The sequence below is a fragment of the Enterovibrio gelatinilyticus genome (assembly GCF_028683095.1).
GTDB classification, from domain to species: Bacteria; Pseudomonadota; Gammaproteobacteria; order Enterobacterales; family Vibrionaceae; genus Enterovibrio; species Enterovibrio gelatinilyticus.
The window spans coordinates 131,963-157,747 of sequence record NZ_JAJUBC010000012.1; the positions used below are offsets into that span (position 1 = coordinate 131,963).

The window sequence follows — 25,785 nt, forward strand, 5'->3', positions numbered from 1 at the left end:
AGAGTAAGAGTCGAACTGTCTTTAAGCGGAAAGACAGGCTATTAGTCATCGCTCACTCAGAAATCGGTTCAGGTTCTTGAGTAACAAGATTTGCTTTCACTAACGCTTCCAGCGTTGACCAGTTATCAATTTCGGCCGCGCCCAGCGTAAATATTTTCCCCGTCAGTTTCCCAAAAAGGTAGATCTTCACATTCTCAGTTGGGTATTGAATTTCACAGCGAAACGTTGGGGCTATCGGGTCAATATCGAAAGCCAATAACGCGACAGGAATATCGCTTCGTGCATTGCCCATGTTCACACGTAAAATGACGGGTAGCCCCTCATCGGTTGCAAACATATAAATGGGCACGACGCGATTCGTACTCCCACTGGGCAAGAGATTTTGCAGGTAATCAAGTCTGTCTAACATTGCCATTAACCCCACTAAAAGTAAGCCTAAAAACATCCTAGCTTACCGTTTGACTATAGACATAAAACGACCGTTTGAAATTCGATGTACTCGAAATGAGATGTGTGAATAGGTGTAATAGCAAAGCAATAAGTGTGGAGTGGCGTGTCAATTGAGGAATAGCTGGGGGCATCTTTGCGGTTTAGGGTACTAGCGCTGTATGCTTCTTCCATTTTCGACCGCTGCATATATACCTAATAACTTGAATGGGCAGGATGCAAATTGCTTCGAATTTAACGCATTGATGACCTCTGAATGCGAGTATTTCGAGTATATGGGTTGATTAGATACAAAGGAGTGTAGAAATGGAGTGGTTGCTTCTTGTGCCTTATTTGGCACTTATATTTATTTGGTCAGAACGAGATTATCGGCACTATTTACTCAGTGGTTTTTACCTTGGGTATGTGTTGTATCTGTGGTTTGGTATGGCACTACCCACACATCCTCGATTGGGTTTGTTTTACTTCGCATTGCCGTCTATTGGCTTCCTTGCTTTTTTGTTTCCTGACATGGTGGCTGGGCAGCCGTCATCATTGGTTCGCGCAATAGGGATAGCGTGCATTGCTATCCCTTGGGTAGGCTTGCTGTTCTTGTTTTAACGGCCCCCACAGTGTGGGTATATGCTTGCATCACCATTTTCTTTGAACCTGTTCTTCCCTGATCCACATTCAATATTAACGTACTGATTCACGCATCTGCTCTGCGGTTGCGCCAGTATTGATGTGACCAGTCGCAACGCCCTTTGTGGCTTGCTCGCTAGAAAGGCCAGCGGCGGTTGCTTTCTGGATTAAATCACCGTTTAAGCCATTGTTTGAGGCCGCACCGCTAGCTGCGAATGCAGAGAAAGAGAAGATTGATAGCGCAATAATAAGAACATTTTTCATCATATTTACCTATTTAGTTGTTGTTATTTCTTGTCTGGATATGAAGCTTTTTTAAGAATTAGCGCTCGGCCTGACGCATCTGCTCTGCGGTCGCACCAGTGCTAATGTGGCCAGTTGCAACGCCTTTCGTCGCTTGCTCGCTAGAAAGACCAGCGGCGGTTGCTTTCTGGATTAAATCACCGTTTAAGCCATTGTTTGAGGCCGCACCGCCAGCAGCGAATGCAGAGAAAGAGAAGATTGATAGTGCGATGATGAGTGCGCTTTTCATAATGTCAGTACCTTATTCATTAGATGTTTGTTCGGGTTTCCCCTCTCGACAGGAATAAGATTACTGAGATGTGAGTCACATGTAGAGGAAACCCGAGGTTTCCATTATGGAAACCAGTGTGATTTATATCTCACATTGGTTTATAGGCAAGAGGCAAGAGGCAAGAGGCAAGAGGCAAGAGGCAAGAGGCAAGAGGCAAGAGGCAAAAGAGCTACCGTTGGCGTTCAAGCAGGTTGGTGAACGTATGATGTGATTGGCTGTTAATCTTCAAGTTGATTAAGAACACGATGACAAACGCGATAAAGCCATTCTTTCTGAGGGTCGTTTTGCTTGGCGCGGTGATAGCTCATCACACAGTTAACTTTATCGTCAGACAAGGTTGGCAGTGCGATACCTCGACAGTCTTCTGGAATAAGTCGAGACATGGTGAATGAGTAGTGATCAGAATTTCTCACAATGCTTTCGATGGCCTTTGTATTTTCAACTTCAACCGTGGGGGTGATTTGATAACCCACTGCCGCTAAGCGCTCAAGCAAAGGGTAGCGAACATCGTTCCAGCCAGGGTTACGAGTGATAACAAAAGGATAATGCTTTAACTCATCCATGGATTGAGCAGGGTGATCATGTCGAACATAAAACGTCGGAGACACTTCACATAGAGGCTTTTGCAGTATCACCTGTGGGAGCGTTTCGTCATAGGTGCTGAACAGCACCGTATTCTCCCCTTCCACCATACGAGATCGTGCTTCAAGGCTCCATTGGCGCATTGAAATTCTTGCCAATGGTGCTTCTTCTCGAAGCGCGAGATAAAGCCGACCGCCAAAGTTGTCCCAAAATAGCGCGTGTCCATAAAGCACGATTTCTTGTTTTAGGGTTTGTGGGGAGAATTCTGTGTGTTGAATGGCATCGAAGGTTTCTAATATTTGTTCGAAATGCGCGAGGTTGGTGTCCATGAAGGTCGTCGGTTCAAAGCCATGTTTACCTTGGATAAACAGCGGATCTTCAAAATGAACTTTGAGCTTAGACAGGATCTTACTGATCGCGCTTGAGGTTTTGCCTAACGCGTCAGCGACCAGCTTCACATTGCGAAGCTCATACATCTTCACCAAAACAAACATGCTTTGAATGTCTAAGTTGTGTCCCATCGTTGCTCACCGTCAAATAACCTTCTAGGAATATAGAGAATCACTGGCTGTTACCTCAATGAAAAATATACACAATACAGTGATATGCGCCGCATAAGCTGTGCTGTGATAACACACCAGTGCAGCGCTTTGACCTGACCGTTTAGGCATGAGATGGCTAGGTTTGAGATAACTAGGTTTGAGATAGCTAGGTTAGAGATGGCAATGACCTATTTACGCGAAGGCCTATTTACACGGAAAAACGCGCTTTAAGACGGCTCTCTATTGTTATCTAGCCACGTTTTGAGCTTGTCAGTGTGTTGCAGCATTTGGCGCATTTCATCGTCGTCCCATTGGTCAAAACATTGATCAATATTGGGGAGAAAACTCTTGAAGGCAGATTGGACGCGAGCGAGGCCATTCGCGTTGATTTTTATCCACTTCTTCCTTCCGTCTTCATCATCTTTTCGAACATCAACAAGCCCTTGTTCAGCGAGCTTATTAACAACTTTCGTTAAACCCGGTTGGTTCATCTGCATCACTTGAGCAAGCTGGCTGATCGTTTGCTCTCGCTCAGGTTGGTGAGAAAAGTGATTCAGTAAATTGAACTGTGATTGGTTTAACCCACAAGGTTCGAGTGCCTTACTCAACCAAGTATCGGTAAGTTGGTGAACGATACCCAATGAAATCATTAACTTAAAAGAAAGTGATTGTTTTTCTGTCAACATATGCATCAAACCTCTTGATATATATTCCATGGAATGTATATTTATTCCATGGAATGTACTTTAGCAGAGCATCAAAAAAGGGGATAGCGATGAATAGACGGAACTTCATTAAAGTGATGGGAACAGGAGCGGTTGTTTTGGCGGCAGGACCCGTTGTGGTGAGCCAAATGTCAGGTGCCGCCAGCGCAGCTCTTCGGCCTACGCATACCTACACCGACATTCGTAAAACGCTGCTCAGTTACGCGATGCTATGCCCAAACCCTCACAACATTCAGCCATGGAAAGTCGCCTTAGAAGGCAAAGATACGATCTTACTGTTTGTCGACAGCGACAGGCTTCTTCCACAAACCGACCCTATCCACCGACAAATTCATATAGGTCAGGGCACATTCATCGAAAGCCTTGCTATTGCCGCCACTCACTTTGGGGTGAGGGCGAACGTTCACTACTTCCCTCGTGGCGAATACAGTCATCAAGCACTGGAAGATAAACCCGTCGCGGCTATTACGCTTCAACGCGACGAAAGCATCACGCCCGATCCTCTATTTCCGTATTTGCTCACGCGACAATCTAACAAGACCGAATATACCCATGAGCTGCTTAGCGACATCGAGTTGAGCCAGATAATCAACACGGCGACAGGCAGTGATTACAGCATTGAAATGGTTCAAAGCGACAGTGATAAAGCCGCGATGCGAGGCTTCTTAAACCAAGCCATGTTTATCGAAGAGCAGAATGCTGACAGAAGCATGGAAACAATAAATATGTTCCGCTTCAACGACAAAGAGTATGTGCAGCATCGTGATGGTTTCGGGCTCGCACAGAACGGCGTAACTGGCGCAAAGCGTTGGTTAGCGGAAACCTTCTTTGTTACTAGAAGCGCAGCAGAGAGCGACCCTGCCCGTTTTGGCAAAGAAGGCATAAAGCTGACTGAAGCGGTGACCAAAAGCACTCAGCACTTTGCGTTGCTCGTCAGTAAAAACAACACGCGTAAAACGCAGGTGGAAATCGGGCGCTTATACAATCGTATTAACCTACTGACCGCCTCACTTGGAATTGCCCAACACCCCATGAGCCAAATCTTGCAAGAATATAAAGATATGCTGCCATTGCAGCAGGAATTTAAGCAGTATTTTAACGTACCAGAAACGGACACCGTGCAAATGGTGTTCAGGCTAGGGAAAGCCAAGCCAACCCCTGAATCACCAAGGCGAGAAGTGCGAGATTTGCTTATTTAAGCGGAGCGATAAACGACAAAGGCAGAACGATAGATCAATGTGAGCCGACGAATATTTCTGCAGTTCGAGAGGGATCTGAGGTTTAGGAAAAACCACGTTTTTTCCTCTCCCTTCATTTTCTATTCCCTCTCTGCCAAGTCGCTGAAAGGCGCGTGGCCCAATGTCTGCCCAACAGAAGGGACGGCTTTATTGGAAGGTTACTTGCTGCCAACTGCAACAGCGTGAGAGTGCCTCGGTGGGAATGCCGAATTTTCCACGCAATTGGTCAATTAAGGCTTTTTGTTCTTCTAAGGGTAACCTGCCGTTAGTGGCTGATACAAAATAGCGAGTGTTTTCCATATCAAATGACCTGTTTTGAAGGTGGATATTTGAGAACGTCAACGTGCCGGTTTCCAGCTCTTTAGGCGTAACCCAGTACTGTTGACGAATGTATCCATCTATTAGCGCAGGTTCGAATTTTTCGAGTTCTTGCCTTGAACCCAAGTTCGGGTTGTTAGCAATCATGGCATCGATTTCTGTGTCGGAATATTTGGTGGATACCGTGACAGTGAGCACTGGTGTTTCGGGATCGATCTCCTGACTTTCAGCTTTGGTAAATGCAATGCGACTTTGCGGAAAACGAATCTCGTCTTCAGGCAGGGCTAGCATCAAGGTGAATCCATATTTATCTTCATTGTCGAGAAAGTCTCGAGCAGGGTTATTGTCATAAATCGCTGCAGCAGCAATTGACGTTATACCAATCCCCAACCCGATATGGTTTGGCCCCAGGCTCGCTTGAATTGGGGCAGGAGCATTGGTTAGCACATAGACATCACCTGTTGCTGCCGTCACTTCAGCAATGCGATCTTCTAATGCGGCCCGATCTTGTTCTCGTTGGTAATCCTTTCTTATCTCTTGGTTTTTTTCCTCTATTAACGCATTGGTTGCGATGTTGATAGCTTGATTATATTCCTTTTCGCGATGTGATTTGATGATGGAAGGAGCGATCAAACCCACGATCAACAGTGAGACCAGACCAAATGCGATGGTATTTTTCTTTTTGGTTTCTTTTGCAGAAAACTGGTTCAGTAGCTCTTCAGAAATAGGATGGACGGTGAATTCCTTCACCTCTTCAGGAGGTACTGCGAAAAAGCCAGGAGCAATAAATGGCACGTAAAACGTATTCCCATCGTCCATTTGAATAACGGCATATGCAGCCTCTGTTTTGTATACTTCACCGCTTTCGTTTGCTACTGCCACTGGTTCCCAATCAGTGTGGTATTCCGGCGTATATAAAATCCCATCTTTGGGCATAATAGATTTAACAATTTTCCTGACGAGATTGTTCACATTGCATTCCTTTGCAAATTTTATGAGATAGTATTTCGAATATGCTTGAACATGAATATAACGCCGTCAGATTTTACGTGAGTGAATGCAAGCAGTCTAAATCTGAGAAATATTTTTTGGATTTTTATCTTTTTTGCGACTGGGTGGTGGGATGAAAATCGCGTTAAGTTAAGGGGAGGATGAAATACTTGGATTGGAATTGCGAAACATCACTATTCATACAATAGCCATTTTTTCATGTTGACAAAACAGGGGCGACTATTAACCTATGCCTTTGGTAGAAATAATCATCGCTTTCAATCTAGAGTTTAACGGTTCGCTGTGTCAATGATAAAGGGGAGACAGCATTGGAATGCTTTCAACATGACGTTTTAGCAAAAGGGCTTTGTAAAGCGTGCCTTAAGGGAATATGTCTTGAGTGTGCTATTGATACTGGGAATGGCGCTGTTTGCTCTGAAAATTGTCAGGAGCAGATAGATAGGGCAGAGCGTTTTTTTCAACATAATATTGAGGTTTTTGAAAACTCTCCCATCGGTCGATTGAAGGTTTTCCCTGAATATCTGTCTTATAAAATAAAATCAAAGAAAAGAAACGTTCAGTTTTGGTTTTTTACGGTAATTATTGTGATTTATGAATGGTTTATGCATGAGGGCCCATTGAAAACTAATGTGTTTTTCGCACTTGCATTCGTACTATGCATCTTCGCCATATATTTTAACTTCCGTAAAATTAGTGAGTTGAAAATAATTGATTCTAATAGCAAGGCAAGAATAAAAAGATAGTTCATGGAGGCTAGTATGAAAAAGGTCATTGCTTTAATCGTCACTCTTATAATCACTAACGTCCTCTGGCTATTTGTCTTTGTCCATTCAGCGATAAATCATGGTGTGACGATGACCTACCACAATGCCAGTTACGAGTATACTATCGATGCGTTGAATCAGGCGATTATAGTCGCGAATGAAAACCTGGTAGGAAAAAGCATCAACGAAGTTAGAGATATTATAAAACTTGATGTCACAGGAAGTAAGCCTTTCGTAAAAGAAGGCTGTTTATATATTTCACAATTGTGTCTGAAACTCAACGATGAACAAGTGGTTTACCAAGTCGAGTTTGAGTAACATTTCCTCAGTGAATTTGTCATTATTCACTATTTAAATATAACAACTCGAAAGGGAGTCTGTCAGGTCTGAGCTACTAATAATTGGTATGATTCGTGTAGTTGTAACCCTTTACCTTCAATGCGTAAAGGCTTCTAGCCTTGGGTTTCACAGATAAAGATGTTTTTTCCTTCACTGTTGAATGACTTTCCTACAATGCGCTCTATTTGTGCGAGTTGTTCAAGGTCAACATCAGCGCAGTTCCCTTCCAAATGAAAACCAAATATTCGGTGAACGTCTTCAGGGGTGAGCGTGGTTAAGGTGTATTCTTCGAGTAACGCTTCAGTTTTTTTGTCAAAAAAATCGAGTTCAAACATATTACTTTTCCAACGTACCTGATATTAATCCAAAATTGTCGCGAATACCTGAAGGTGACTATTGTGTAAATCCAGATAAGCCCTGTGATGCTCTCCACTCTTTAACGATACGTACAATGCTTTCTGGAGTGCTATCCTCTTTTTCTGTTGAAGTATCGGATTTGAATATTTTAGCTAGAAGTCGCACAACCATCTCCTATGTGTAATCAGATGTTTGCTAAATATCTTCCTTGAAACAAGGTTTCCCTTGTTCTGTATACCACCTTTTGAGTTCAGCGATAATTGCCTCTGGTGAGTCTTCAATACCCACTATTGTTGGGTGTGTGAGTAGGGAGCTACCTCGTGGGTGCGCGATACTCTGGTTAAAAAAATAAACCAGCCTATCCAAGTCATCATCAGGGAAGTCATCATCATATGAGTTCACTAGTAGGTCTAAAAACTCCTGCTCTGTATAGTCCAGTAAGCTATTTTTCATTTGCGCGAATCTTTGTATGGTCTTTTGGGTGCCACGATGGTACTTGTTATATCTCGATCTTTTCAAGCGAGGGCTCTGATTAAAGTAGTCATCGTATCGACTAATGCCGAATAAGCGGCGAATAAGAATTAAGTGGGACACACACATTACGAAAAGTATAAATTTATCAGTTTCATTGTTACGAGGCTTTAGGCTCAAACGCGGCGGATGAAGATGAAAGGTGGCCCTCCCAGACTTGAACTGGGGACCATGCGATTATGAGACGGTTTTAGGTGGATATTTGCATGAACGCCAATGAACCGGAATGTACAATTAATCTATTTATATTCAATTACTTGTGAAATATATTTTGTTTTTCCTTGTTCACGGAAATTCATGGGAATATGATGAATCTGCTACATATGTGCTACACAGAGCGAGCGGCTAAGTGCAAGGAAGCAGATCAATATGCCCATAAAAAAGAAGATCACCACGACCAGTATCAAGCAATTTAAAGTCGAAGATAAGCGGATCAATGACACCGAAATTCTCGGCTTTCATGCGCGGATTTCTTCAACGGGTCGCATCTTCTACTACCTGTTTTATCGCTTTGAGGGTAAACAAGTCAATTATAAGTTGGGTAACGCCAACGATATCACTCCGACACAAGCACGAGATCTCGCCAAAGCGAAAGTGGGTGAAGTGGCACAAGGTAACGACGTTCAAGACATTAAGAAGAAAGTCCGCCAAGAAGCCCAACGCCGAAAACACATCAAATTACCGACCTACCTTGATGAACGCTATTTGCCGTTCCTGCTGACACGAAACCCCAAAACCGCACATCGCATAATCAAACACCTAAAGAGCCATTTTGCTTTTTTGATGGATAAAGAGCTCGATCAAATTACCGCATGGGAGATTGAGAGGTGGCGAAGCGAACGCCGCCAAAAGGGAAAAGCCGCCGCCACAATTAATGATTCCGTTAACACACTCAAAGGCGCGTTATCACGTGCGGTGGAGTGGGGGCTGATTGATTCCCACGAATTGAGCAAAGTGAAAACCATTAAAGCCGACAATACCCGCGTTCGTTACCTCAATGACAACGAAGAAAAACGGTTACGTCATGCCATTAAAGAGCGAGATTGGAATATCCGTCTTGCTCGCCGCTCTGCCAATAACCATAGGGAAATACGCAATTACGAAAAGTACCCAAGCTTGGATGATGTAACGTTCGTTGATTACGTCGAGCCGTTAATCCTGCTTGCCATGAACACAGGCTTCCGCCGTGGTGAAATGCTAAGTCTTGAATGGTCAGACGTATCGTTTAGTGAAAGGTATGTGCAAGTGCGCGGCGGCAATGCCAAATCAAAGAAGGGGAGAATTGTTCCGCTGAACAACGAAGCTTACAACGCGCTAACAAGCTGGCGGGAGCAAAATCAAACATCGCGGTATGTGTTTGAAGGGAAAAACGGCGTACCACTGAAAGAAGTGAAAAAGCCATGGGCGACGGTACTGGATTTGGCACAGATTCAAGGCTTTAACTTTCATGACCTCCGCCACCACTTTGCGAGTAGGCTGGTGATGGCGGGGGTAGACTTGAACACAGTCCGAGAGCTGTTAGGCCATTCAGACCTTAAGATGACGCTAAGGTATGCGCACTTAGCGCCTGAACATAAGGCAGCGGCTGTTAGTTTGATCGGATGATATTAGTGTTGCGTATGAAAATTTTGTTTATATTCTAAAGCTTTGGGTACCAAATCAAGCTCGTCATATCTTGAGCTTGATATGATTGGGTAGGTTGAATATACGAGCTTAATAAAGTCCTCGTAGCTTTTCTCATGTGTCTTTTGGATTACGAAGTTTACGATTTCTTTTGACTGATCAGTTAAGTCGTAATGTTTGTTTTGATAGTCACTTTTCAGTTTGAAAAGCTGCTTTTGCCCCCCAAAAGAAGTCCATGTTTTTATAACATCAATTTCTTTGTCTTTCTTGGCTAATTCAACAAAATCATCAACATATGGTCCATAATGGTTGAAATACCATTTTGCATTCGTCAACTGGCTTTCATTTTGTATGGCGGATTTCCAGTCGGCTAGATACAACATTTTTGTTAGACGAGATGCAGAAAGATCATCTTTGTGCGGGTAAACAGCTAATATGTACTTGATGATATCTAAGATTAAATTTTCCATTAAAAACCCTCCGAACTAGCGTTTTGCAAGCTTGGTATGTGACTTTCCAGAGCCTCTAACAAATGGCATAAGCTTTTGCGTTCTCGCTCATTCATCTTACGCTCAATTTTTCCAATTGGTAAGCCATCTTGGTTTACAGACTCAAAAGCTATGACGGCTATGTTGTTGTTGTTTGCATCTTGAATACGGATGCACTTTAGAGAACGACTTTTCATTGTCATCTCTCTTAATGTCGACTCTTCAAAACCAAAGTCACTAACATGCTCTGCTACCCACTGATCAATTTCTGATTCGGGACAAAATTTGCTTACGTGCTGACTACTACCAATTTGCCAAGCTCGAGATATGCAACCTTGATTCTTGGGGTACAAACGACTTGGCTTCTGTTTATAGATTTCATTATCTGAGTATCGTCCAACACATAGGAAATGATCCATGTCGAGCCTGTACAGACTGATCCGCTCGTTCGATGTAAGCTGAAGTGCTGAGTAGTAACTGTTGAATATAAATCTACTAAAAAATTCATAATAATCAACGGTATTACTATTAAGTCTTTGTTTCAGTTCAAAGTTTTCTTTGTCTGTCAGGGCAATGATTCTCTTTAAAAGGTAATGCCTGTAACCAAGGCCGAAAGTCCCCCATAGCATCGTGACTACTGCAATAATAAATAGCCCCAGAAACCACTGTTCCAAGGAAAAGATCTCAAGTGCCTTCGCTCGTTGTGACTCGGGGATAACTAACCTACGAATCATTATTTGAATATCCCCAGGGATGCCTATGTAGCCAAAGGCAAAGGGACTAAGTATCGCGGGCGCTAAGCTGTAAGAGGTTGCTTTATAGAAAAAACGCTGTGTTTTGGTTAGTAGTGCTTTTGGTATATCCAATTGATTGTCCGTACTTTTTTCTAGCCTTCTCGCACGATGCTATCAGATAAAGTGGTCACCACGAAGGTGAACTTGAAATGAAATGTGGAGTATTTCTATTCTTTGACTAAAAAAAATACAGGTTTGTATTTTGCACCAAAAAATCCAGTTGAGGTAATGTGCTTAACATGTCTTACGAAGTTTTCAAGACTGCTCATTGTGTGAACTTTGCTGTCTTTTAATATCGATAGGATCACACTTTCAGATAGTCTATACGTTTCTGCATCATACGTACTTTGTAGGCCGCTTCGTGCAGTAGTTAATTCAAACCATAAACACTCTGGATACTGATCAAGTTCAAGTAAACTCCTAACTAATGGAAGTCCAGCTATAGTTAAAACCCCATGCTTGCTTGCTTCATTACTATACTCAATGAGTTCATGATTGATAGTGAAGAGGATATCTTTCTTTATTAATTTGGGTCTCCTTGGAAATAAAGCAATAACTTTAAATTCACCTATATCATTATAGTTTTGAGATTTTCTTCCAAACTCTCTTGAGAGCCATGGATAAATTGGAATTACAGTTGAAAAGCTCTTCTTCAGCAATGTTCGCATGCTCGGAACCAACGCAAATTCTGCGGAGTGTTCACTCATAAAACTTGTCGGCATCTTTAGTCTCGGGTCAAAAATTTCTTTTGCATTTTTAGATTGAATTTTGTGCTGAATACTAAATATATAGTGTTTCAATTCAATACAAAAATAATGGTTATGGATACAGTTCTCAAAATTAGCTAACGCAATGCTTGTCTTCGACACTTCTCTAACTGCAGCCCCTAACATAACGTTACGATTAACTTAGATTTTTGAAAAAATTCGTCGATACTCCAGATGGATACAAGTTCACCCCCCAAACTTAAAGGTCTTATACTTTGGTGCCTTGAACCTTTAGAACAATTAAAAGCATTGCTAAGAATATTCGGTCTGCTAACCGACGAAGCCGCATAAACACTAGCTTCTAACAGAGCATGGTTCTAGCACTTGCTCGGTTAGGTAACCGAACGAAACCGCTAAAAACTTGGCTTCTCACTATCCATACTGATCAACCGTGTTCGGTTTGTTTAACCTATAGGTTAGTTATACCGAATAGGAAGTAAGCAAGGATGCTGAAAAGACGCTTTTACCGCTTAGATGAGATCTCTGACGTAACACCTCTAACCAAAGGCGATTTGCTTGATGTGGTCGAAAGAGGAGAAATGCAGCTTTGCGTGTGGATAGATGCGATAGCGCTTGGTGCAATCCCCGGTGGTAAAAACGGCGCTACTAGTAAAGCGTTGGCAAATCTTTTTGATTACAGAGGAGTAGTTGGTATTTCTCTGCAACAGTCAATTGACTCTGTTTTATCACCTAAAACGAAAATGCACCGAGCGATTATTCTTGAGCCTGATCTTGTGAAAAACTGGAGAAGTGTATCAAAGGAACACCCAGACGCGAGCCTCGTAAGGTTTAGCAGTGTCAGTTTATGCGAAAAACCGACAGCTCCATTTTTTGCGTTTGCGTCTATTGGAACACAAACAGTGCTTAGCGATAGAGGAATCGATGCGCTTAAGGATAAGAATATTTTCAAAGATGAGCACGGAGATTTCAGCGTTAGTGGTTTAATGAGGGCGTTCAAAGATACTGATGTGGAATTGACGACAAATGAACTGGAGATTTCGAGAGATCAGCTTCGTTTTGATTTAGAGTTAGTGACCGAAGTATTCGGTCTGGAAACCACTAAAGACGGGCTTCAAAGCCAAAAAGCTATTGATACGAGTGATGTTGAAATTCATCCCCTCAAAATCATGATCAGCAAAGCGATTATTGGCAATGCCGATGCCAATGCGCGAACCGTATGGAACCTAATCAAACGGGATCATCAAATCGATGCCAAACAGATTGATGTGGATAGCCTGATTAGCACGATGAACAATGATGAAATCGAATGGTTTGGTCAACAAGACACAGTGCGAATTACCAAATATAAAACCTTTCAAAACCTGCTTTCAGAGGTAAGAAAAGGGAAAAGTTAAAAACCTTCCCGACCATCTTCCCGATTATCTTCCCGACGTGATCGGGACACTTACGGTATCTCCCAACCAACAAAGGGAGATACCCAAATGCAAACTGAATACACCCACAAACGCGCATACACAGAGCAAGAAACCTCCGCCTATATCGGCATGAGCCGTTCCTTTCTGCGTCAATCACGCATGGAAGGCCACCGCGAAAACCGCACCGAAGCGCCACCGTTTATCAAAATCGGTCGCGCAGTCCGTTACCTTAAAGAAGATCTCGACCAATGGCTCGATAACCAACGTAAGTACACCCAACTCATTTGTGATGGGGGTGTTCATGCTTAAGTTAAATCCATACCTAACAAGCATCATTAAAGCCATGCAAGACGGGCATTGGTTTGAACTTTGTGCTGATTACCGCGTGAATAATACGGGTTACGTTGGCTCTAAAGGCTTCGATATTAAGTTGAACCCTCGTACCGTGCTGAAACTGTATCGAGAAGGGCTGATCACCTACCGAACTATTTTCCCTTATGGCATTAAACGTGATGTGTTTGAACTGACTCAGAAAGGGAGGGCACTCAATGTCTCCAATCACTGAGGAAGAATACGAAACACTGGATAGATTCGACAGGCCGTTCGTGGAGGAACGGCTTTGCCGTTTGCCACCGAAAGCGCAACGCATTCTCTTTAAACGTTATATCGCTATTTCAGACGCTTTCACCCGCAATACTGACCTTCGTGAAACGGTTGATAGCCTTGTTTCAAAGCTGACGGTTTCCCCCGAAAAGCTCAACCTCAATATTTCAGAAGATGAACTGCGCGAAGAAGCGGAAGCGCTGGTTGATGCTGCGTTATCTATTCGTCGCACTTTGTATGGCGCAGAGGATGAAACTATCAATGCCCTATATGCGCTATGCTTGAGCTTTGGCTTTGAGCCGCCAGATGAAAACAAATACACGTTAGAGGGAAGGCTAAGAAGGCTTTCTGATAAATCATGGTGGCTGCGTAAACTTCGCAAGGCATTGCGAAAGAACATTGAAACCGTGATGCGTCATTTGAACCAAGTTACCCGTGTAAGAGCTATTTACTGTTCAGATGAAACGCTTGAAGCCAGAACCGCACAAAAGTTTCATCAAGCGCAATACCTTGAAAAGACGATAGCCACCAATCAACTAGGCCAAAGCTTTAGCCTGTTGGAGCTTTCGCAAAAGGGTGTGTCTGATCCGAAAATCCGCAAAATGGAATTGATGGTTCGTGCGCGTGGCTTTGAAGACCTTGCTAACGAACTCGGCCATTCAGCCACGTTTTTAACCCTGACTTGCCCCTCAAAGTATCACCGAAGTTACGCCACCACTGGCGATGAAAACCCGAAGTGGGGCGGTTACACACCCGCCGAAGCGCAAGCCTACCTAAACGACATTTGGAAGCTCATTCGCGCCAAACTTCAACGTGAAGAGGTGCGTTTCTATGGTTTTCGCGTCGTAGAGCCGCAACACGACGGTACACCGCATTGGCATTTATTGTTGTTCGTTGAGCCAAGGCATTATGACGTGTTGATAGATACCATGCGTGAATACAACTTACGCGAAGATGGCGACGAAGCAGGCGCAGATCGACACCGTTTCACAGAAGTGAAGATAGACCCTAACAAGGGTTCAGCAACGGGTTATATCGCCAAATACATTTCCAAGAACATCGACGGCGAAAACCTAGAAGCGGGCGTTTATGGTGAAGACCCAAAATGCGCAGCGGCAAGGGTGGAAGCGTGGGCGGCCTGTTGGAGCATTCGCCAGTTTCAACAACTCGGCGGTTGCTCCGTCACCGTGTGGCGTGAATTGCGCCGCCTGAAAGAAATGATGGGCGAAAGTAAGTTAGTCACAGACATTCACGAAGCGGCGGATAACGGTTGCTGGAAATCCTACACGGCACTAATGGGCGGGGTGTTCTGTAAGCGCACAGAGCAAGCTATCGCGCCGCATTACGAACTCAGTGTGGATTACGCGACGGGAGAGGTAAAAAGCTCCATGTACAGCGACGAGGAGCTTTTAAAGGTACTCAAAGGTATCTCAGCAGGCGGGAAAACCATCATTACCCGCGTCAACGAGTGGCATTTGTCCTAGTGGCAAATGTGCTTTTACTTGGAGTTCTGTGAATAACTGTACTGTGACGCAAACTGGATAATCAATATGATATTTTTTGCATAATAATGTTGATGTAATTAACGGAGATAGGTCATGGCCTCAAAAGACAAAAAGCTTGTAAATTTCAGTGAAGATTATGAACTGAATAATCGTCTGAAAAATGCAGGAAAGCGACAAACAGAAGAAAATCGAAAAGCATTAAAAGGCATAGGAGATCAGCAGAAAAAGAGCTTGGGGAAAACGAGATTGACTCATGATGAGCTAAAGCAAGCTATAGACAAAAATAAAGATAAGCTCGATTAGGTGAGCAAGGCTTGAGTTTGCAATAGTAATCCAAGCCTAAATTTTCTCGCTTCCTCTTTGCTCTCAAAAAGGCAAATAGCTTCTTTCTCAAGCGTTGCGAGTGCATCTCCATATTGCGGGTCATCCACGTATAATTCGCGATTGAAAGCGAATCACTTCCTCTGTAGCCACCTAAAGTCTTAATGTTCAGCAACCTGACTTTTTCAGTTAAATACTAAGGTGGATCTAAACTTGTCGTCGTATGCTATTCGCTTTGAGGCATTGTATTATTAGCCCCTAAGGCAATGAATCATCATACAAAACCGAGAAAGGATATCTAATGTCACTGAAACTCGTATCAAATATAGCGGGCTCTCACTTAGAGGAGCTACAGAAGCTGATTGATTCAGGAGGCGAAAGACTACTGATAACCTCACCTTACTTGGCATCAGATATGACGAAGTTTCTATCTAGACTTAACTTTAAATCTGTCAGTAGTGTCGAGTTGGTAACTACGTTTAAGCCAAATGACCCTGAGCAATTGACCAAACCAAGACAACTTATTGATTTTTTGCGTTATTTTGGTTCCAAAAATCCAAATATGAAAGTCAAAGTCCATATAGACAATAGCCTTCATGGAAAAACCTATGTCGTTACTAACGTAGGGAAACATCGTGCGATCATTACCTCTGCAAATTTCACTAATAGCGGGCTATGTATAAATCACGAATGGGGTATTTTGACTGAGCACAGTGAAGAACTAGATAGCCTAATAGATGAAGTTTTTGAAGCTATCGAATTTAAAGAATTGACGCTTAATCAGCTAACAAAAGCTGAGATGTTTGTTGATCAATATCGGTCACAGAAAGCATGGGAAATGACGTTGCCAGAAGCCGATATAGATATCCTGCAAAGAGTATATTCATCCGATAGCGATAGTTATAAAGAGCCTCTTTTCTTTCTAAAACCTATTGGAACAAGAGAGATTCCAGTTCTGCTAGAAGAACGACAAGACTTTTCTGCTTTTCATCAGAACCTGCATTTCTCAAAGAAAAAACCTAAGGGTGTAAGTAAGGGGGATGTTGTGATTACCGCTGGTGTAGGCTGTGGCTCTTTACTAAGTTATTTCAAGGTCACTGGCAGTTTGCTTCATGTAACAGAGCAAGAGATTCAACAAGAGCATTGGAAAGAGCGTTGGCCATGGTACATGGAAGGTCAAAACCAGAGTGAGAAGTTCGGTGCGTCTTGGTGGGCACATGATATTAAAAGAAATGATGCATTGGAGGAATTTAGGAAACTATACCCAACCACCCCTGTGACTATGTCGGGAAATTACACTCTTGGGACGCTCAACTTTGGCAATGATAAAGTGCAAATTACTAAAGAGTTTGGAGAATTTCTGATCCATAAAATTAGAGAGTGTGAGTGAAAAGGGGAGGGCATTAATCGCAATGACACTACCTTGGTTAACCGCAAGGTTAGATCTTTGACTGGATAGCAGTCAGGAATGCAATCCAGAAAAGTAACAATGATTCTTCTACAATCCTGCTATAACGAGCGTCTGTTATAGCAAAAATCTGCTACACAGGTGCTACACAGAGCTAAAAAACGCGAAAGGCCTGAGTGGCTACTAACCGCTCAGGCCTTGCTGTATATGGTGGCCCCTCCCAGACTTGAACTGGGGACCAATCGATTATGAGTCGAGTGCTCTAACCACTGAGCTAAGGGGCCATGTAGGCGAATGATTATAGGGGATGGTGGGCGAGGTGTCTAGACGCAACCATACCCTAATCAGTATGGATTTTAGCCACTTAAACCATTTCTTGGATATGAAAAAGGCGAGCTGTGCTCGCCTTCTCATTTTTGTTGCTTAACCCGTGTGGATTATTCGTCCAAGAAGCTGCGCAGAACTTCTGAGCGGCTTGGGTGACGCAACTTACGCAGTGCTTTCGCTTCAATCTGACGAATACGCTCACGCGTTACGTCAAACTGTTTGCCGACTTCTTCCAGCGTGTGGTCGGTATTCATGTCGATACCGAAGCGCATACGCAGAACTTTCGCTTCACGTGGCGTTAGGCCAGCAAGTACTTCGCTGGTTGCCATGCGGAGGTTGTTCATTGTCGCTGAGTCCATTGGCAGCTCGAGGGTGGTATCCTCGATAAAGTCACCTAGATGCGAATCTTCATCATCACCGATCGGTGTTTCCATGGAGATTGGCTCTTTGGCGATCTTCAGCACTTTGCGGATCTTGTCTTCTGGCATTTGCATGCGCTCTGCCAATTCTTCTGGCAGTGGCTCACGGCCCATCTCCTGAAGCATCTGACGTGAGATACGGTTCAGTTTGTTGATGGTTTCAATCATGTGAACAGGGATACGAATTGTACGCGCCTGGTCTGCGATTGAACGGGTGATTGCCTGACGGATCCACCATGTTGCGTACGTGGAGAACTTGTAACCACGACGGTATTCGAACTTGTCTACCGCTTTCATTAGGCCGATGTTACCTTCTTGGATTAGATCCAAGAATTGCAGGCCACGGTTGGTGTATTTCTTCGCGATAGAAATAACCAGACGCAAGTTCGCTTCAACCATCTCTTTCTTCGCACGGCGTGCTTTCGCTTCACCGATTGACATGCGACGGCTGATGTCTTTGATGCGTTCTACGTTCAGGCCGGTTTCATCTTCGATGATTTTCAGCTTCTGTACGCAGCGACGCAGATCTTCTTCGTATAGTTTTAGACGGTCAACGAATGGTTTTTCTGACGCTAGTGCGGCATCCAGCCAGTTGTCAGAAGATTCGTTTCCGCCAAAGAGTTGGACGAAGGTTTTCTTAGGCATTTTTGCTTGGTCAACACACAGGCGCATAACAAGGCGCTCTTGTGTACGAACACGGTCCATGGTGGAGCGCATTTCGTTAACCAGACGATCGAACTGTTTCGGTATCAAGCGGAATTGCTTGAACACTTCAGACAGTTCTGCAACTGATTCTGCGGTGTCTTTGTGGAAACGTCCGTTTTTGTTGATAGCCGTTTGCATTGTGTCGTAAGCCACGCGAAGTTCATTGAACTTCTCACGCGCTAGCTCCGGGTCAATGCCGGTGTCTTCTTCTTCTTCGTCGTCGTCATCATCGCTTTTATCGTCTTCATCCTCTAGCTGCTCATTGGTCAGCTCTGAGCCGATATGAGTTGCTGTTGGTGCGATGTCTTCTTGGCTTGGGTCTACAAAGCCTGAGATGATGTCGGTAAGACGAAGCTCTTCAGCTTCAACTTTGTCGAATTGATCGAGAAGGGATGCAATTGAGCCAGGATATTCGGCAACCGAAACCTGTACTTGGTTGATACCATCTTCGATGCGTTTGGCGATGTCGATTTCGCCTTCACGGGTAAGCAGTTCTACCGTACCCATTTCACGCATGTACATGCGCACTGGGTCAGTTGTACGGCCGATTTCTGATTCAACGCTAGACAGTGCTGCTGCTGCGGCTTCGACGGCATCTTCGTCAGCTACAGTTTCAGACATCATCAGCTCATCGGCATCAGGAGCAGTTTCCACTACCTGAATACCCATGTCGTTGATCATCTGAATAATATCTTCTATCTGATCAGAATCGACAATGTCTTCTGGTAGGTGGTCATTAACTTCTGCATAGGTTAGATAGCCTTGTTCCTTACCTTTTGCGACAAGCAACTTTAGCTGTGACTGCGGATTTTGATCCATAGACGATATCCAACTTCGGGTCTGAGTGAAGAATTTAGTATGCGGAAACGCAAACCGCCAATTCTAGCAAATTACTAAGGTTTTGACTACTTTCTAGTCGGGGCGGCTTTGAAGTAACTGCCATAGTTCCCGTCTCTCTTCGGCTGATAAGCCGATGCTTCTGTCTCGAGCCTGTAATTTGTCTATTTGTTGCGCGACACACTGAGCCAATATTTTGTCCAGTGAGTCTAAAAATACATCTAACGCATTGTCTTCATTGATGGGAAGTTCCCAACTGGCCAATTTGGCTAACAATGCTTCTTGATCTGAGCCACGCCAATGTTCGAGCAGCTGTCCTGTCGTAATATTGGGACGATGACGGCAAAGTTCAAGCATGGTAGTGAATAAATTTAAACCGGGCATTCCCAGCTCTTCCACGCCGTCTAGCGGCGGGACAGATTCAACAAACCCAGGATTCTGTAATAACAGTGTAATGACTTCACGCATAGGCGTGCGTTTCATTTCTGGTAGAGGCTTGCGTGTTTGTGCTTGCCCTTGTCTGCTGATCAGTTTTTCAAGTTGCTGTTCGTCCGGTAAGCCAAGCTTTTGCCCTAGGGTGTTCCGTAAATATAGGCGCAATGTGCCGCCGGGAACTTTGTCTATCAAGGGGACCGCTAGCGTGGTCAATTTGGCTTTGCCTTCTTGACTGCTGGTGTCTACTTGTCCCATTAGGGTGGAAAAGAGAAATTCTGACAAGGACATGGCGCTAGCCAAACGTTGTTCGAACCCTTCTTTGCCTTCTTGTCTCACCATGGAATCCGGGTCTTCGCCATCAGGCAAGAACATGAATTTCAATTGGCGACCGTCAACTAAATGTGGCAGAGCTTGTTCCATGGCGCGCCATGCGGCATCTCGCCCTGCACGGTCTCCGTCATAGCAACAAACCACGCTCGATGTTTGTCGAAACAGGGTTTGCATGTGCTCTGCGGTGGTGGCTGTACCTAGTGAAGCTACGGCGTAGTCGACATCAAATTGTGCCAACGCCACCACGTCCATATATCCTTCGACCACCAGGAGTTGTTTGGGTTCACGGTGTGCTTGAAGCACTTCGTAAAGTCCGTATAACTCTCGCCCTTTATGGAAAATAGGCGTTTCTGGGGAGTTGAGGTATTTGGGAGTGCCATCACCTAATACTCGTCCACCGAAGCCAATCACTCGGCCTCGTCGATCACGAATGGGGAACATGACGCGACCGCGGAAACGGTCATAGCGACGCCCATTGTCGTTTTCGATCAGCATGCCTGTTGATACCAGTGCTTGCTGACTTGTATTGTCTTTGCCAAAACGTGTGCGAACTTGGTCCCATTCGTCGGCGACAAAGCCAATACCAAATTTTTGCACGATTTCCCCTGATAGGCCGCGGCCTTTGAGGTAATCGATAGCGGTTGCTCCCGCTTCGCTGCGCAGTCCACCTTGGTAGAACTGGGCTATCTGTCCCATCATCTGGTACAGGTCGCGTTTTTGGTCACTCCGCGCATAGGGGCCTTTTGGGGCGCCACCGTCACTCTGTTCACGAGGTACATCTAAACCTAGCTGTGAGGCTAGCTCTTCAATGGCTTCAACAAATTCTAACCGGTCAAATTCCATCACAAAATCGATGGCATTGCCGTGTACGCCACAGCCGAAGCAATGGTAGAACTGTTTTTCCTGACTCACTGTGAATGAGGGGGTTTTTTCGTTATGGAAAGGGCAGCAGGCACCGTAGTTCTTGCCTTGCTTTTTAAGTTTTACCCGCGCATCTATGAGCTCGACAATGTCCAGTCGGGCAAGCAGATCGTCAATGAATGAGCGTGGGATTTTTCCTGCCATAACCTACGTGCGTGTTTTGAATGAAAAAACGTGAATGTATTCAGTATCTTCTAATTAGAAGACAGGAACAAGAATGACTAACGGAAAGATACGAACAAGCCGCGCACTCCCTACGGGATAGCACGGCTTGTTTGCAGGGTTAGGTAAAAACCTTATGCCAGATTGGATTTAACCAATTGGCTGATCTTACCCATGTCAGCACGGCCCTGAACTTGAGGTTTCAGGATGGCCATGATTTTGCCCATGTCTTGCATGGAGCTCGCACCAGAGGCTGCAATGGCATCTTTTACCATTGCGTCCACTTCGTCGTCGCTGAGTGGTTGCGGCATGAATTCTTCTAAAACGGAGATTTCAGCCAGTTCCACATCAGCAAGGTCATCACGACCCGCTGACTGGTATTGCGATACAGAGTCACGACGTTGCTTAACCATCTTAACGATAACTGCCAGCGATTCTTCGTCAGTCAGAGTTTTCTGACCGTCGATTTCTTGCTGTCTAATTGCAGAGATCATCAAGCGAATTGTGCCAAGGCGAGGTTTATCTTTCGCCTTCATCGCTACAATTTGTTCACTCTTAATGCGAGCAATCAATTCCATATCACAATTCCTGTATTAATCGTAATTAGTACAGGCGAACGCGGCGAGCGTTCTCGCGAGCCAGCTTCTTCAGGTGACGCTTAACAGCGGCAGCCTTAGCGCGTTTGCGAACGGTAGTTGGCTTTTCGAAGTGCTCACGACGGCGAACTTCAGAAAGAATACCTGCTTTTTCACAAGAGCGCTTGAAGCGACGCAGTGCTACGTCGAATGGTTCGTTTTCACGTACTTTAACTACTGGCATGTGCCTTTCACCTCAGGGGTTGTTCGTTAATCGCTGGAGACAAAATGACCAGCTTTGATTAAAAATGGTGCGGAATTCTAATCCGATAAGCGGGTGCTTGTAAAGCATAACTGGTGAATTTGATCGTGCCCATGTAATATTGCGGCCTGTTTTTGAGTCGACAGATTGAATATCAACGAAGTGAGCTGAGGTGTTATGCGAATTCTAGGCATCGAGACATCGTGCGACGAGACTGGCGTGGCGATTTATGATGATGAAAAAGGGCTGCTGGCGCATCAGTTGTACAGTCAAGTAGCGGTGCATGCTGACTACGGCGGCGTAGTGCCTGAACTGGCTTCGCGTGATCATGTGAAGAAGACGATTCCACTGATCAAGGCGACGTTGGAAGAAGCGGGTTTAACCCCTGAAGATCTCGACGGCGTGGCATATACGGCAGGCCCTGGCCTAGTTGGTGCTTTGTTGGTTGGCGCGACGATTGGTCGCAGCCTCGCGTATGCGTGGAATGTGCCTGCGGTTGCGGTTCACCATATGGAAGGGCACTTGCTGGCGCCTATGCTGGAAGATAACCCACCTCCGTTTCCGTTTATCGCTTTGTTGGTGTCTGGCGGACACACTTTGTTGGTGGAAGTGAAAGGGATCGGTGAATATCAGATCCTTGGTGAATCCATTGACGATGCTGCTGGTGAAGCGTTCGATAAAACAGCGAAACTGATGGGGCTTGATTACCCGGGTGGTCCTCTGCTGTCTAAGCTGGCTGAGAAAGGCGATAGCTCGCGCTTTACCTTCCCTCGTCCGATGACAACGGTGCCGGGCTTGGACATGAGTTTCTCAGGCCTGAAGACTTTCACGGCGAACACCATTGCTGCGAACGATAATGACGATCAGACCCGCGCGGACATTGCTCGTGCATTTGAAGATGCCGTGGTAGATACGCTTTTGATCAAAGTGAAACGTGCCCTTAAACAAACGGGCATGAAGCGTATTGTGATTGCTGGTGGTGTAAGTGCTAACCGTTTCTTGCGTTTGAAACTGGAAGCGTTGGCGGCGTCTATCGGCGGTGAGGTGTATTACCCTCGCACTGAGTTTTGTACGGATAACGGCGCGATGATCGCATATGCCGGTATGCAGCGTTTGAAAAACGGCGAACATAATGACTTGGGTGTGAAAGCATTCCCACGTTGGCCGATTGATCAGCTAAAGCCGGTTGAAGGTTAAGAGCTAGAGCTAGAGCAGGCGCTAGGAAAAGAAGATCCTAGGAAAAGCCAAGAGCAATACTGGCGCTCCAAGTAGTAGAAAGCGGCACTGTTATCAGTAGCCGCTTTTTCTTTTTCTAGGCCCTAGGAACTGCTCTTCCTAGGATCTATCCCTCTTGTTCTTCCTGCTCTTCTTCTGTGTTAGACCTTTTCTTTTTGTTCCACACTTTTTGCTCTGAGCCGCTGAGGAGTCGCTTAATGTTTTCCTGATGACGGAAGATGATAAGACAAGACAACATGGCAACTGGCATAGTGAATTGTGGTTTCACTAACCAAGTAAAGAGTGGGGCAAACAAGGAGGCCATGAGTGCGCCAAGCGATGAGTAGCCCGTTAGCAATAGGGTGGCTATCCATGTGCCTAACATCATGCCGGTGAGGTCTAAGCCGATAGGTGCGATGGCACCAAGGGCGGTGGCGACACCTTTTCCGCCTCGAAAATGGAAGAATATGGGGTAGATGTGGCCAAGACAGGCGGCGATACCAATCAAACCGAGCATAAAGGGGTTGATGCCCATTAAGTAACTCGCCCAGACCGGAATTGTGCCTTTTAGCATGTCACAGAGTAAGACCAGTGCGGCGGCTAATCGCCCGCCTAAACGAAACACATTGGTCGCGCCGGGGTTTCCTGAGCCTTGTTCTCGTGGATCGGGAAGACCGTATAGCCGACAGATCAGTACTGCGCTGGATATAGAACCCAGTAAGTAAGCAGCAACAATCATAAGCATTCCGAGTGCGGTCATTTTTTCATCCAGTTGAACATTCGCTAGGGCGGTGAGAACTTGCTATAGTTCGCGCACCAGACACAAAGTATCCAATTTTATAGAAATTTTGTGTATATGCATCACAGCAATTTTTGCGATGATGGAGCGATGTTACGTGCTTTTGCGCATAATGGGTATCCGACCTCTGAATTTTTTGAGTGAACATGGATTTAGTATTTATTGACCAGCTAGAGGTCATCACCACCATTGGTGTGTATGACTGGGAACAGCAAATCAAACAGAAACTGGTGTTTGATATTGAAATGGCACATGACAACCAACCTGCAGCCATCAATGATGACGTTGCGTTGGCCTTAGATTATTCAGCCGTGAGCGGCGCGATTCTTGACCTTGTCGAAAACGGACGTTTTCTGCTGGTTGAGCGTGTCGCGGAAGAGATTGCCTCGCTGATTCAATCGCAATTCTCTGTGCCTTGGGTGCGTGTAAAAGTCATTAAGCCGGGGGCTGTGCCTCAAGCTCGCTCTGTGGGTGTTGTGATTGAGCGAGGCTCGCGGTGATTCAGGTTTTGGTCAGTGTTGGTTCAAACATTGAACGTGAGCACCACATTACGGAAGGGATCGCTGCGCTAAAGGAGCTCGATCCAAATTGCCGTTGCTCTCGCATATTTGAAGCTGTGCCGGTTGGCTTTGATGGGCCGAACTTCTACAACCTTGTCGTTGAACTCCATACGGATTTAAGCCTTGAAGGTATAATGGCTGCGCTGCGAGAGATTGAGTCTCGCTGGGGGCGTGAGCGTAATGCGGTGAAGTTCCGTGATCGTACGTTAGATATTGATCTGCTGACATATGGCGATCTTTCTCAGCCTTCTGGCCCTGTGCTACCAAGAAAAGATGTGTATAAATTTGCCTTTACCTTATGGCCGTTGGCAGAGCTTTGCCCTGACCAAGTGATCCCCGGTGATTCGCAAACTTATCAGCAAGCTTGGGATACCTTCAGTGACGAGCAACCTCTCTGGCCTGTAACTGATTTCTCTTTGTGATTAATTCCTATTTATAAATAACTTAAGTGATCAACCATTATGAGCATGTTTGAAGCCTTTGCGCTGGCTTTAATTCAGGGCCTGACAGAATTCCTTCCTGTCTCTAGCTCTGCGCACCTTATCCTTCCTTCGGAAATTCTCGGCTGGCAAGACCAAGGCCTTGCTTTTGATGTGGCGGTTCACGTTGGCACATTGCTGGCTGTTGTCGGCTACTTCCGTAAAGAAGTCACTCAATTGCTGGGCGCATTTTTCCGTTCGATCTTCAAAGGTGAACGTTCATCTGATGCGACCCTTGCGTGGATGATCGCGTTGGCGACGATCCCTGCCTGTATCTTTGGCTTGTTCATGAAAGACATCATTGAGATTTATCTGCGCTCGGCGTGGGTGATTGCGGTGACGTGTATTGTGTTTGGCCTTCTGCTTTGGTGGGTGGACAACAATGCAAAATCTGAAATTGATGAATACAAAACCACACCAAAATCAGCGTTGTTGATTGGCTTGTCGCAAGCATTGGCAATGATTCCTGGCACTTCACGCTCTGGCGCAACCATGACCATGGCACTTTACTTGGGCTACACCCGTGAAGCAGCGGCGCGTTTCTCGTTTCTGATGTCGATTCCTATCATTGTTCTGGCGGGTAGTTACCTTGGTCTAGGGCTTGTGAAAAGTGATGTGCCTGTGATGTGGGCACCTATCATGGTGGGTGTGGCGGTGTCGTTTGTCAGTGCTTACATTTGTATTCACTGGTTCTTGAAACTGGTGACCACCATGGGCATGAAGCCGTTTGTGATTTACCGCATTGCGCTGGGTCTAGGCTTGATGGCGTTTCTTGCTACGCGCTAAGTGTTAAGCGCAGATAGAGCAGGAAAAGAAGGGCCTAGT

At 45.1% G+C, this 25,785-nt stretch carries 31 protein-coding genes, 1 tRNA gene and 1 pseudogene; 15 read left to right on the top strand and 18 right to left on the bottom strand.

Annotated elements, in window-relative coordinates; translation table 11 throughout:
• Positions 1 to 52 precede the first annotated feature (52 nt).
• Positions 53 to 409, bottom strand: a complete 357-nt coding sequence (locus LRP50_RS12265; protein ID WP_274164755.1) for a hypothetical protein — start codon at positions 407 to 409, stop codon at positions 53 to 55.
• A 344-nt stretch (positions 410 to 753) separates the two neighbouring features.
• Between LRP50_RS12265 and LRP50_RS12270 the strand changes: the two genes are divergently transcribed.
• Complete coding sequence (locus LRP50_RS12270) at positions 754 to 1,047, top strand: hypothetical protein (RefSeq protein WP_274164756.1); 294 nt, start codon at positions 754 to 756, stop codon at positions 1,045 to 1,047.
• Positions 1,048 to 1,122: 75 nt separating this feature from the next.
• Here the strand turns inward: LRP50_RS12270 and LRP50_RS12275 are convergent, their stop codons facing one another.
• The 4 genes from LRP50_RS12275 to LRP50_RS12290 all read right to left on the bottom strand — a co-directional run bounded on the left by LRP50_RS12275 (position 1,123) and on the right by LRP50_RS12290 (position 3,458).
• On the bottom strand, positions 1,123 to 1,332 hold the full coding sequence (locus LRP50_RS12275; protein ID WP_274164757.1) for a hypothetical protein: 210 nt from the start codon (positions 1,330 to 1,332) through the stop codon (positions 1,123 to 1,125).
• A 58-nt stretch (positions 1,333 to 1,390) separates the two neighbouring features.
• On the bottom strand, positions 1,391 to 1,600 hold the full coding sequence (locus LRP50_RS12280; RefSeq protein WP_274164758.1) for a hypothetical protein: 210 nt from the start codon (positions 1,598 to 1,600) through the stop codon (positions 1,391 to 1,393).
• A 260-nt stretch (positions 1,601 to 1,860) separates the two neighbouring features.
• The gene (locus tag LRP50_RS12285; RefSeq protein WP_274164759.1) at positions 1,861 to 2,745 is read right to left on the bottom strand and encodes a LysR family transcriptional regulator; all 885 of its coding nucleotides are present in this window, start codon (positions 2,743 to 2,745) and stop codon (positions 1,861 to 1,863) included.
• A gap of 248 nt (positions 2,746 to 2,993) precedes the next feature.
• The gene (locus LRP50_RS12290; RefSeq protein WP_274164760.1) at positions 2,994 to 3,458 is read right to left on the bottom strand and encodes a MarR family winged helix-turn-helix transcriptional regulator; all 465 of its coding nucleotides are present in this window, start codon (positions 3,456 to 3,458) and stop codon (positions 2,994 to 2,996) included.
• An 83-nt stretch (positions 3,459 to 3,541) separates the two neighbouring features.
• On the opposite strand from LRP50_RS12290, the gene LRP50_RS12295 reads away from it, so the two are divergent.
• Entirely contained in the window at positions 3,542 to 4,690 is a 1,149-nt protein-coding gene (locus LRP50_RS12295) for an Acg family FMN-binding oxidoreductase (protein WP_274164761.1), read from the top strand.
• A 186-nt stretch (positions 4,691 to 4,876) separates the two neighbouring features.
• On the opposite strand, the gene LRP50_RS12300 is transcribed toward LRP50_RS12295, so the two are convergent.
• On the bottom strand, positions 4,877 to 6,019 hold the full coding sequence (locus LRP50_RS12300) for a hypothetical protein (protein ID WP_274164762.1): 1,143 nt from the start codon (positions 6,017 to 6,019) through the stop codon (positions 4,877 to 4,879).
• 347 nt (positions 6,020 to 6,366) lie between these two features.
• Here LRP50_RS12300 and LRP50_RS12305 point away from each other — a divergent pair, with 347 nt between their 5' ends.
• Both LRP50_RS12305 and LRP50_RS12310 read left to right on the top strand, forming a co-directional pair.
• Positions 6,367 to 6,801 (top strand): hypothetical protein, encoded by a 435-nt coding sequence (locus LRP50_RS12305; RefSeq protein ID WP_274164763.1) that lies wholly within the window; start codon positions 6,367 to 6,369, stop codon positions 6,799 to 6,801.
• 15 nt (positions 6,802 to 6,816) lie between these two features.
• On the top strand, positions 6,817 to 7,140 hold the full coding sequence (locus LRP50_RS12310) for a hypothetical protein (RefSeq protein ID WP_274164764.1): 324 nt from the start codon (positions 6,817 to 6,819) through the stop codon (positions 7,138 to 7,140).
• 134 nt (positions 7,141 to 7,274) lie between these two features.
• Here the strand turns inward: LRP50_RS12310 and LRP50_RS12315 are convergent, their stop codons facing one another.
• From LRP50_RS12315 to LRP50_RS12325, 3 genes are read right to left on the bottom strand one after another with little or no spacing between them, the layout of a single operon-like run.
• Entirely contained in the window at positions 7,275 to 7,496 is a 222-nt protein-coding gene (locus tag LRP50_RS12315) for a DUF7683 domain-containing protein (protein ID WP_274164765.1), read from the bottom strand.
• Positions 7,497 to 7,554: 58 nt separating this feature from the next.
• Entirely contained in the window at positions 7,555 to 7,689 is a 135-nt protein-coding gene (locus tag LRP50_RS12320; protein WP_274164766.1) for a bacteriocin immunity protein, read from the bottom strand.
• Between the two features lie 24 nt (positions 7,690 to 7,713).
• Positions 7,714 to 7,971: a bacteriocin immunity protein gene (locus LRP50_RS12325; protein WP_274164767.1), complete on the bottom strand. Its 258-nt coding sequence runs from the start codon at positions 7,969 to 7,971 to the stop codon at positions 7,714 to 7,716.
• 447 nt (positions 7,972 to 8,418) lie between these two features.
• Here LRP50_RS12325 and LRP50_RS12330 point away from each other — a divergent pair, with 447 nt between their 5' ends.
• On the top strand, positions 8,419 to 9,654 hold the full coding sequence (locus LRP50_RS12330) for a site-specific integrase (protein ID WP_274164768.1): 1,236 nt from the start codon (positions 8,419 to 8,421) through the stop codon (positions 9,652 to 9,654).
• A gap of 2 nt (positions 9,655 to 9,656) precedes the next feature.
• Here LRP50_RS12330 and LRP50_RS12335 read toward each other — a convergent pair whose 3' ends face one another.
• The 3 genes from LRP50_RS12335 to LRP50_RS12345 form a co-directional block, all read right to left on the bottom strand.
• Entirely contained in the window at positions 9,657 to 10,142 is a 486-nt protein-coding gene (locus LRP50_RS12335; RefSeq protein WP_274164769.1) for a Panacea domain-containing protein, read from the bottom strand.
• Entirely contained in the window at positions 10,142 to 11,026 is an 885-nt protein-coding gene (locus LRP50_RS12340; protein WP_274164770.1) for a hypothetical protein, read from the bottom strand. The genes LRP50_RS12335 and LRP50_RS12340 overlap by 1 nt, the downstream gene beginning before the upstream one ends.
• A gap of 95 nt (positions 11,027 to 11,121) precedes the next feature.
• Positions 11,122 to 11,847, bottom strand: coding sequence for a hypothetical protein (locus LRP50_RS12345; RefSeq protein WP_274164771.1), 726 nt, complete (start codon positions 11,845 to 11,847; stop codon positions 11,122 to 11,124).
• Positions 11,848 to 12,167: 320 nt separating this feature from the next.
• Here LRP50_RS12345 and LRP50_RS12350 point away from each other — a divergent pair, with 320 nt between their 5' ends.
• From LRP50_RS12350 to LRP50_RS12375, 6 genes are all read left to right on the top strand, one after another.
• On the top strand, positions 12,168 to 13,076 hold the full coding sequence (locus LRP50_RS12350; protein ID WP_274164772.1) for a hypothetical protein: 909 nt from the start codon (positions 12,168 to 12,170) through the stop codon (positions 13,074 to 13,076).
• An 87-nt stretch (positions 13,077 to 13,163) separates the two neighbouring features.
• Positions 13,164 to 13,406, top strand: a complete 243-nt coding sequence (locus LRP50_RS12355; RefSeq protein WP_274164773.1) for a helix-turn-helix transcriptional regulator — start codon at positions 13,164 to 13,166, stop codon at positions 13,404 to 13,406.
• Entirely contained in the window at positions 13,399 to 13,662 is a 264-nt protein-coding gene (locus LRP50_RS12360) for a hypothetical protein (RefSeq protein ID WP_274164774.1), read from the top strand. Before LRP50_RS12355 ends, LRP50_RS12360 begins: the two co-directional genes overlap by 8 nt.
• Positions 13,646 to 15,184, top strand: a complete 1,539-nt coding sequence (locus LRP50_RS12365; protein WP_274164775.1) for a replication endonuclease — start codon at positions 13,646 to 13,648, stop codon at positions 15,182 to 15,184. Before LRP50_RS12360 ends, LRP50_RS12365 begins: the two co-directional genes overlap by 17 nt.
• A gap of 114 nt (positions 15,185 to 15,298) precedes the next feature.
• On the top strand, positions 15,299 to 15,508 hold the full coding sequence (locus LRP50_RS12370) for a hypothetical protein (RefSeq protein ID WP_274164776.1): 210 nt from the start codon (positions 15,299 to 15,301) through the stop codon (positions 15,506 to 15,508).
• 319 nt (positions 15,509 to 15,827) lie between these two features.
• Positions 15,828 to 16,916, top strand: coding sequence for a phospholipase D-like domain-containing protein (locus tag LRP50_RS12375; RefSeq protein ID WP_274164777.1), 1,089 nt, complete (start codon positions 15,828 to 15,830; stop codon positions 16,914 to 16,916).
• Positions 16,917 to 17,142: 226 nt separating this feature from the next.
• Here the strand turns inward: LRP50_RS12375 and LRP50_RS12380 are convergent.
• From LRP50_RS12380 to rpsU, 5 genes and pseudogenes are all read right to left on the bottom strand, one after another.
• A tRNA-Ile gene (locus tag LRP50_RS12380) sits at positions 17,143 to 17,218 on the bottom strand.
• A 153-nt stretch (positions 17,219 to 17,371) separates the two neighbouring features.
• Positions 17,372 to 19,216 (bottom strand): annotated as a pseudogene (gene rpoD, locus LRP50_RS12385) (RNA polymerase sigma factor RpoD); the annotation flags it as partial.
• Between the two features lie 81 nt (positions 19,217 to 19,297).
• Entirely contained in the window at positions 19,298 to 21,052 is a 1,755-nt protein-coding gene (dnaG, locus tag LRP50_RS12390; protein WP_274164778.1) for a DNA primase, read from the bottom strand.
• Positions 21,053 to 21,204: 152 nt separating this feature from the next.
• Complete coding sequence (locus LRP50_RS12395) at positions 21,205 to 21,648, bottom strand: GatB/YqeY domain-containing protein (RefSeq protein ID WP_274164779.1); 444 nt, start codon at positions 21,646 to 21,648, stop codon at positions 21,205 to 21,207.
• A gap of 25 nt (positions 21,649 to 21,673) precedes the next feature.
• Complete coding sequence (rpsU, locus tag LRP50_RS12400; protein ID WP_002537656.1) at positions 21,674 to 21,889, bottom strand: 30S ribosomal protein S21; 216 nt, start codon at positions 21,887 to 21,889, stop codon at positions 21,674 to 21,676.
• 195 nt (positions 21,890 to 22,084) lie between these two features.
• On the opposite strand from rpsU, the gene tsaD reads away from it, so the two are divergent.
• Complete coding sequence (gene tsaD / locus LRP50_RS12405) at positions 22,085 to 23,104, top strand: tRNA (adenosine(37)-N6)-threonylcarbamoyltransferase complex transferase subunit TsaD (RefSeq protein WP_274164780.1); 1,020 nt, start codon at positions 22,085 to 22,087, stop codon at positions 23,102 to 23,104.
• 145 nt (positions 23,105 to 23,249) lie between these two features.
• Here the strand turns inward: tsaD and plsY are convergent, their stop codons facing one another.
• Positions 23,250 to 23,882, bottom strand: coding sequence for a glycerol-3-phosphate 1-O-acyltransferase PlsY (plsY, locus tag LRP50_RS12410; RefSeq protein WP_274164781.1), 633 nt, complete (start codon positions 23,880 to 23,882; stop codon positions 23,250 to 23,252).
• A gap of 179 nt (positions 23,883 to 24,061) precedes the next feature.
• Here plsY and folB point away from each other — a divergent pair, with 179 nt between their 5' ends.
• From folB to LRP50_RS12425, 3 genes are read left to right on the top strand one after another with little or no spacing between them, the layout of a single operon-like run.
• Positions 24,062 to 24,421, top strand: coding sequence for a dihydroneopterin aldolase (gene folB, locus LRP50_RS12415; RefSeq protein ID WP_274164782.1), 360 nt, complete (start codon positions 24,062 to 24,064; stop codon positions 24,419 to 24,421).
• Positions 24,418 to 24,903 (top strand): 2-amino-4-hydroxy-6-hydroxymethyldihydropteridine diphosphokinase, encoded by a 486-nt coding sequence (gene folK, locus LRP50_RS12420; protein ID WP_274164783.1) that lies wholly within the window; start codon positions 24,418 to 24,420, stop codon positions 24,901 to 24,903. The genes folB and folK overlap by 4 nt, the downstream gene beginning before the upstream one ends.
• A gap of 39 nt (positions 24,904 to 24,942) precedes the next feature.
• Positions 24,943 to 25,746: an undecaprenyl-diphosphate phosphatase gene (locus LRP50_RS12425; RefSeq protein ID WP_274164784.1), complete on the top strand. Its 804-nt coding sequence runs from the start codon at positions 24,943 to 24,945 to the stop codon at positions 25,744 to 25,746.
• Positions 25,747 to 25,785 lie beyond the last annotated feature (39 nt).

Bases quoted from the DNA above. Each gene is read 5' to 3' on its own strand.
- LRP50_RS12310 (WP_274164764.1), top strand. From the start codon at position 6,817: ATGAAAAAGGTCATTGCTTTAATCGTCACTCTTATAATCACTAACGTC.
- LRP50_RS12275 (WP_274164757.1), bottom strand. From the start codon at position 1,332: ATGAAAAATGTTCTTATTATTGCGCTATCAATCTTCTCTTTCTCTGCA.
- LRP50_RS12395 (WP_274164779.1), bottom strand. From the start codon at position 21,648: ATGGAATTGATTGCTCGCATTAAGAGTGAACAAATTGTAGCGATGAAG.
- dnaG (WP_274164778.1), bottom strand. From the start codon at position 21,052: ATGGCAGGAAAAATCCCACGCTCATTCATTGACGATCTGCTTGCCCGA.
- LRP50_RS12280 (WP_274164758.1), bottom strand. From the start codon at position 1,600: ATGAAAAGCGCACTCATCATCGCACTATCAATCTTCTCTTTCTCTGCA.
- LRP50_RS12320 (WP_274164766.1), bottom strand. From the start codon at position 7,689: ATGGTTGTGCGACTTCTAGCTAAAATATTCAAATCCGATACTTCAACA.
- LRP50_RS12295 (WP_274164761.1), top strand. From the start codon at position 3,542: ATGAATAGACGGAACTTCATTAAAGTGATGGGAACAGGAGCGGTTGTT.
- LRP50_RS12375 (WP_274164777.1), top strand. From the start codon at position 15,828: ATGTCACTGAAACTCGTATCAAATATAGCGGGCTCTCACTTAGAGGAG.
- LRP50_RS12365 (WP_274164775.1), top strand. From the start codon at position 13,646: ATGTCTCCAATCACTGAGGAAGAATACGAAACACTGGATAGATTCGAC.
- LRP50_RS12345 (WP_274164771.1), bottom strand. From the start codon at position 11,847: ATGTTAGGGGCTGCAGTTAGAGAAGTGTCGAAGACAAGCATTGCGTTA.
- rpsU (WP_002537656.1), bottom strand. From the start codon at position 21,889: ATGCCAGTAGTTAAAGTACGTGAAAACGAACCATTCGACGTAGCACTG.
- LRP50_RS12285 (WP_274164759.1), bottom strand. From the start codon at position 2,745: ATGGGACACAACTTAGACATTCAAAGCATGTTTGTTTTGGTGAAGATG.
- LRP50_RS12370 (WP_274164776.1), top strand. From the start codon at position 15,299: ATGGCCTCAAAAGACAAAAAGCTTGTAAATTTCAGTGAAGATTATGAA.
- LRP50_RS12315 (WP_274164765.1), bottom strand. From the start codon at position 7,496: ATGTTTGAACTCGATTTTTTTGACAAAAAAACTGAAGCGTTACTCGAA.
- LRP50_RS12425 (WP_274164784.1), top strand. From the start codon at position 24,943: ATGAGCATGTTTGAAGCCTTTGCGCTGGCTTTAATTCAGGGCCTGACA.
- LRP50_RS12350 (WP_274164772.1), top strand. From the start codon at position 12,168: ATGCTGAAAAGACGCTTTTACCGCTTAGATGAGATCTCTGACGTAACA.
- LRP50_RS12330 (WP_274164768.1), top strand. From the start codon at position 8,419: ATGCCCATAAAAAAGAAGATCACCACGACCAGTATCAAGCAATTTAAA.
- LRP50_RS12265 (WP_274164755.1), bottom strand. From the start codon at position 409: ATGTTAGACAGACTTGATTACCTGCAAAATCTCTTGCCCAGTGGGAGT.
- LRP50_RS12355 (WP_274164773.1), top strand. From the start codon at position 13,164: ATGCAAACTGAATACACCCACAAACGCGCATACACAGAGCAAGAAACC.
- LRP50_RS12360 (WP_274164774.1), top strand. From the start codon at position 13,399: ATGCTTAAGTTAAATCCATACCTAACAAGCATCATTAAAGCCATGCAA.
- LRP50_RS12290 (WP_274164760.1), bottom strand. From the start codon at position 3,458: ATGCATATGTTGACAGAAAAACAATCACTTTCTTTTAAGTTAATGATT.
- LRP50_RS12325 (WP_274164767.1), bottom strand. From the start codon at position 7,971: ATGAAAAATAGCTTACTGGACTATACAGAGCAGGAGTTTTTAGACCTA.
- LRP50_RS12335 (WP_274164769.1), bottom strand. From the start codon at position 10,142: ATGGAAAATTTAATCTTAGATATCATCAAGTACATATTAGCTGTTTAC.
- tsaD (WP_274164780.1), top strand. From the start codon at position 22,085: ATGCGAATTCTAGGCATCGAGACATCGTGCGACGAGACTGGCGTGGCG.
- LRP50_RS12270 (WP_274164756.1), top strand. From the start codon at position 754: ATGGAGTGGTTGCTTCTTGTGCCTTATTTGGCACTTATATTTATTTGG.
- plsY (WP_274164781.1), bottom strand. From the start codon at position 23,882: ATGACCGCACTCGGAATGCTTATGATTGTTGCTGCTTACTTACTGGGT.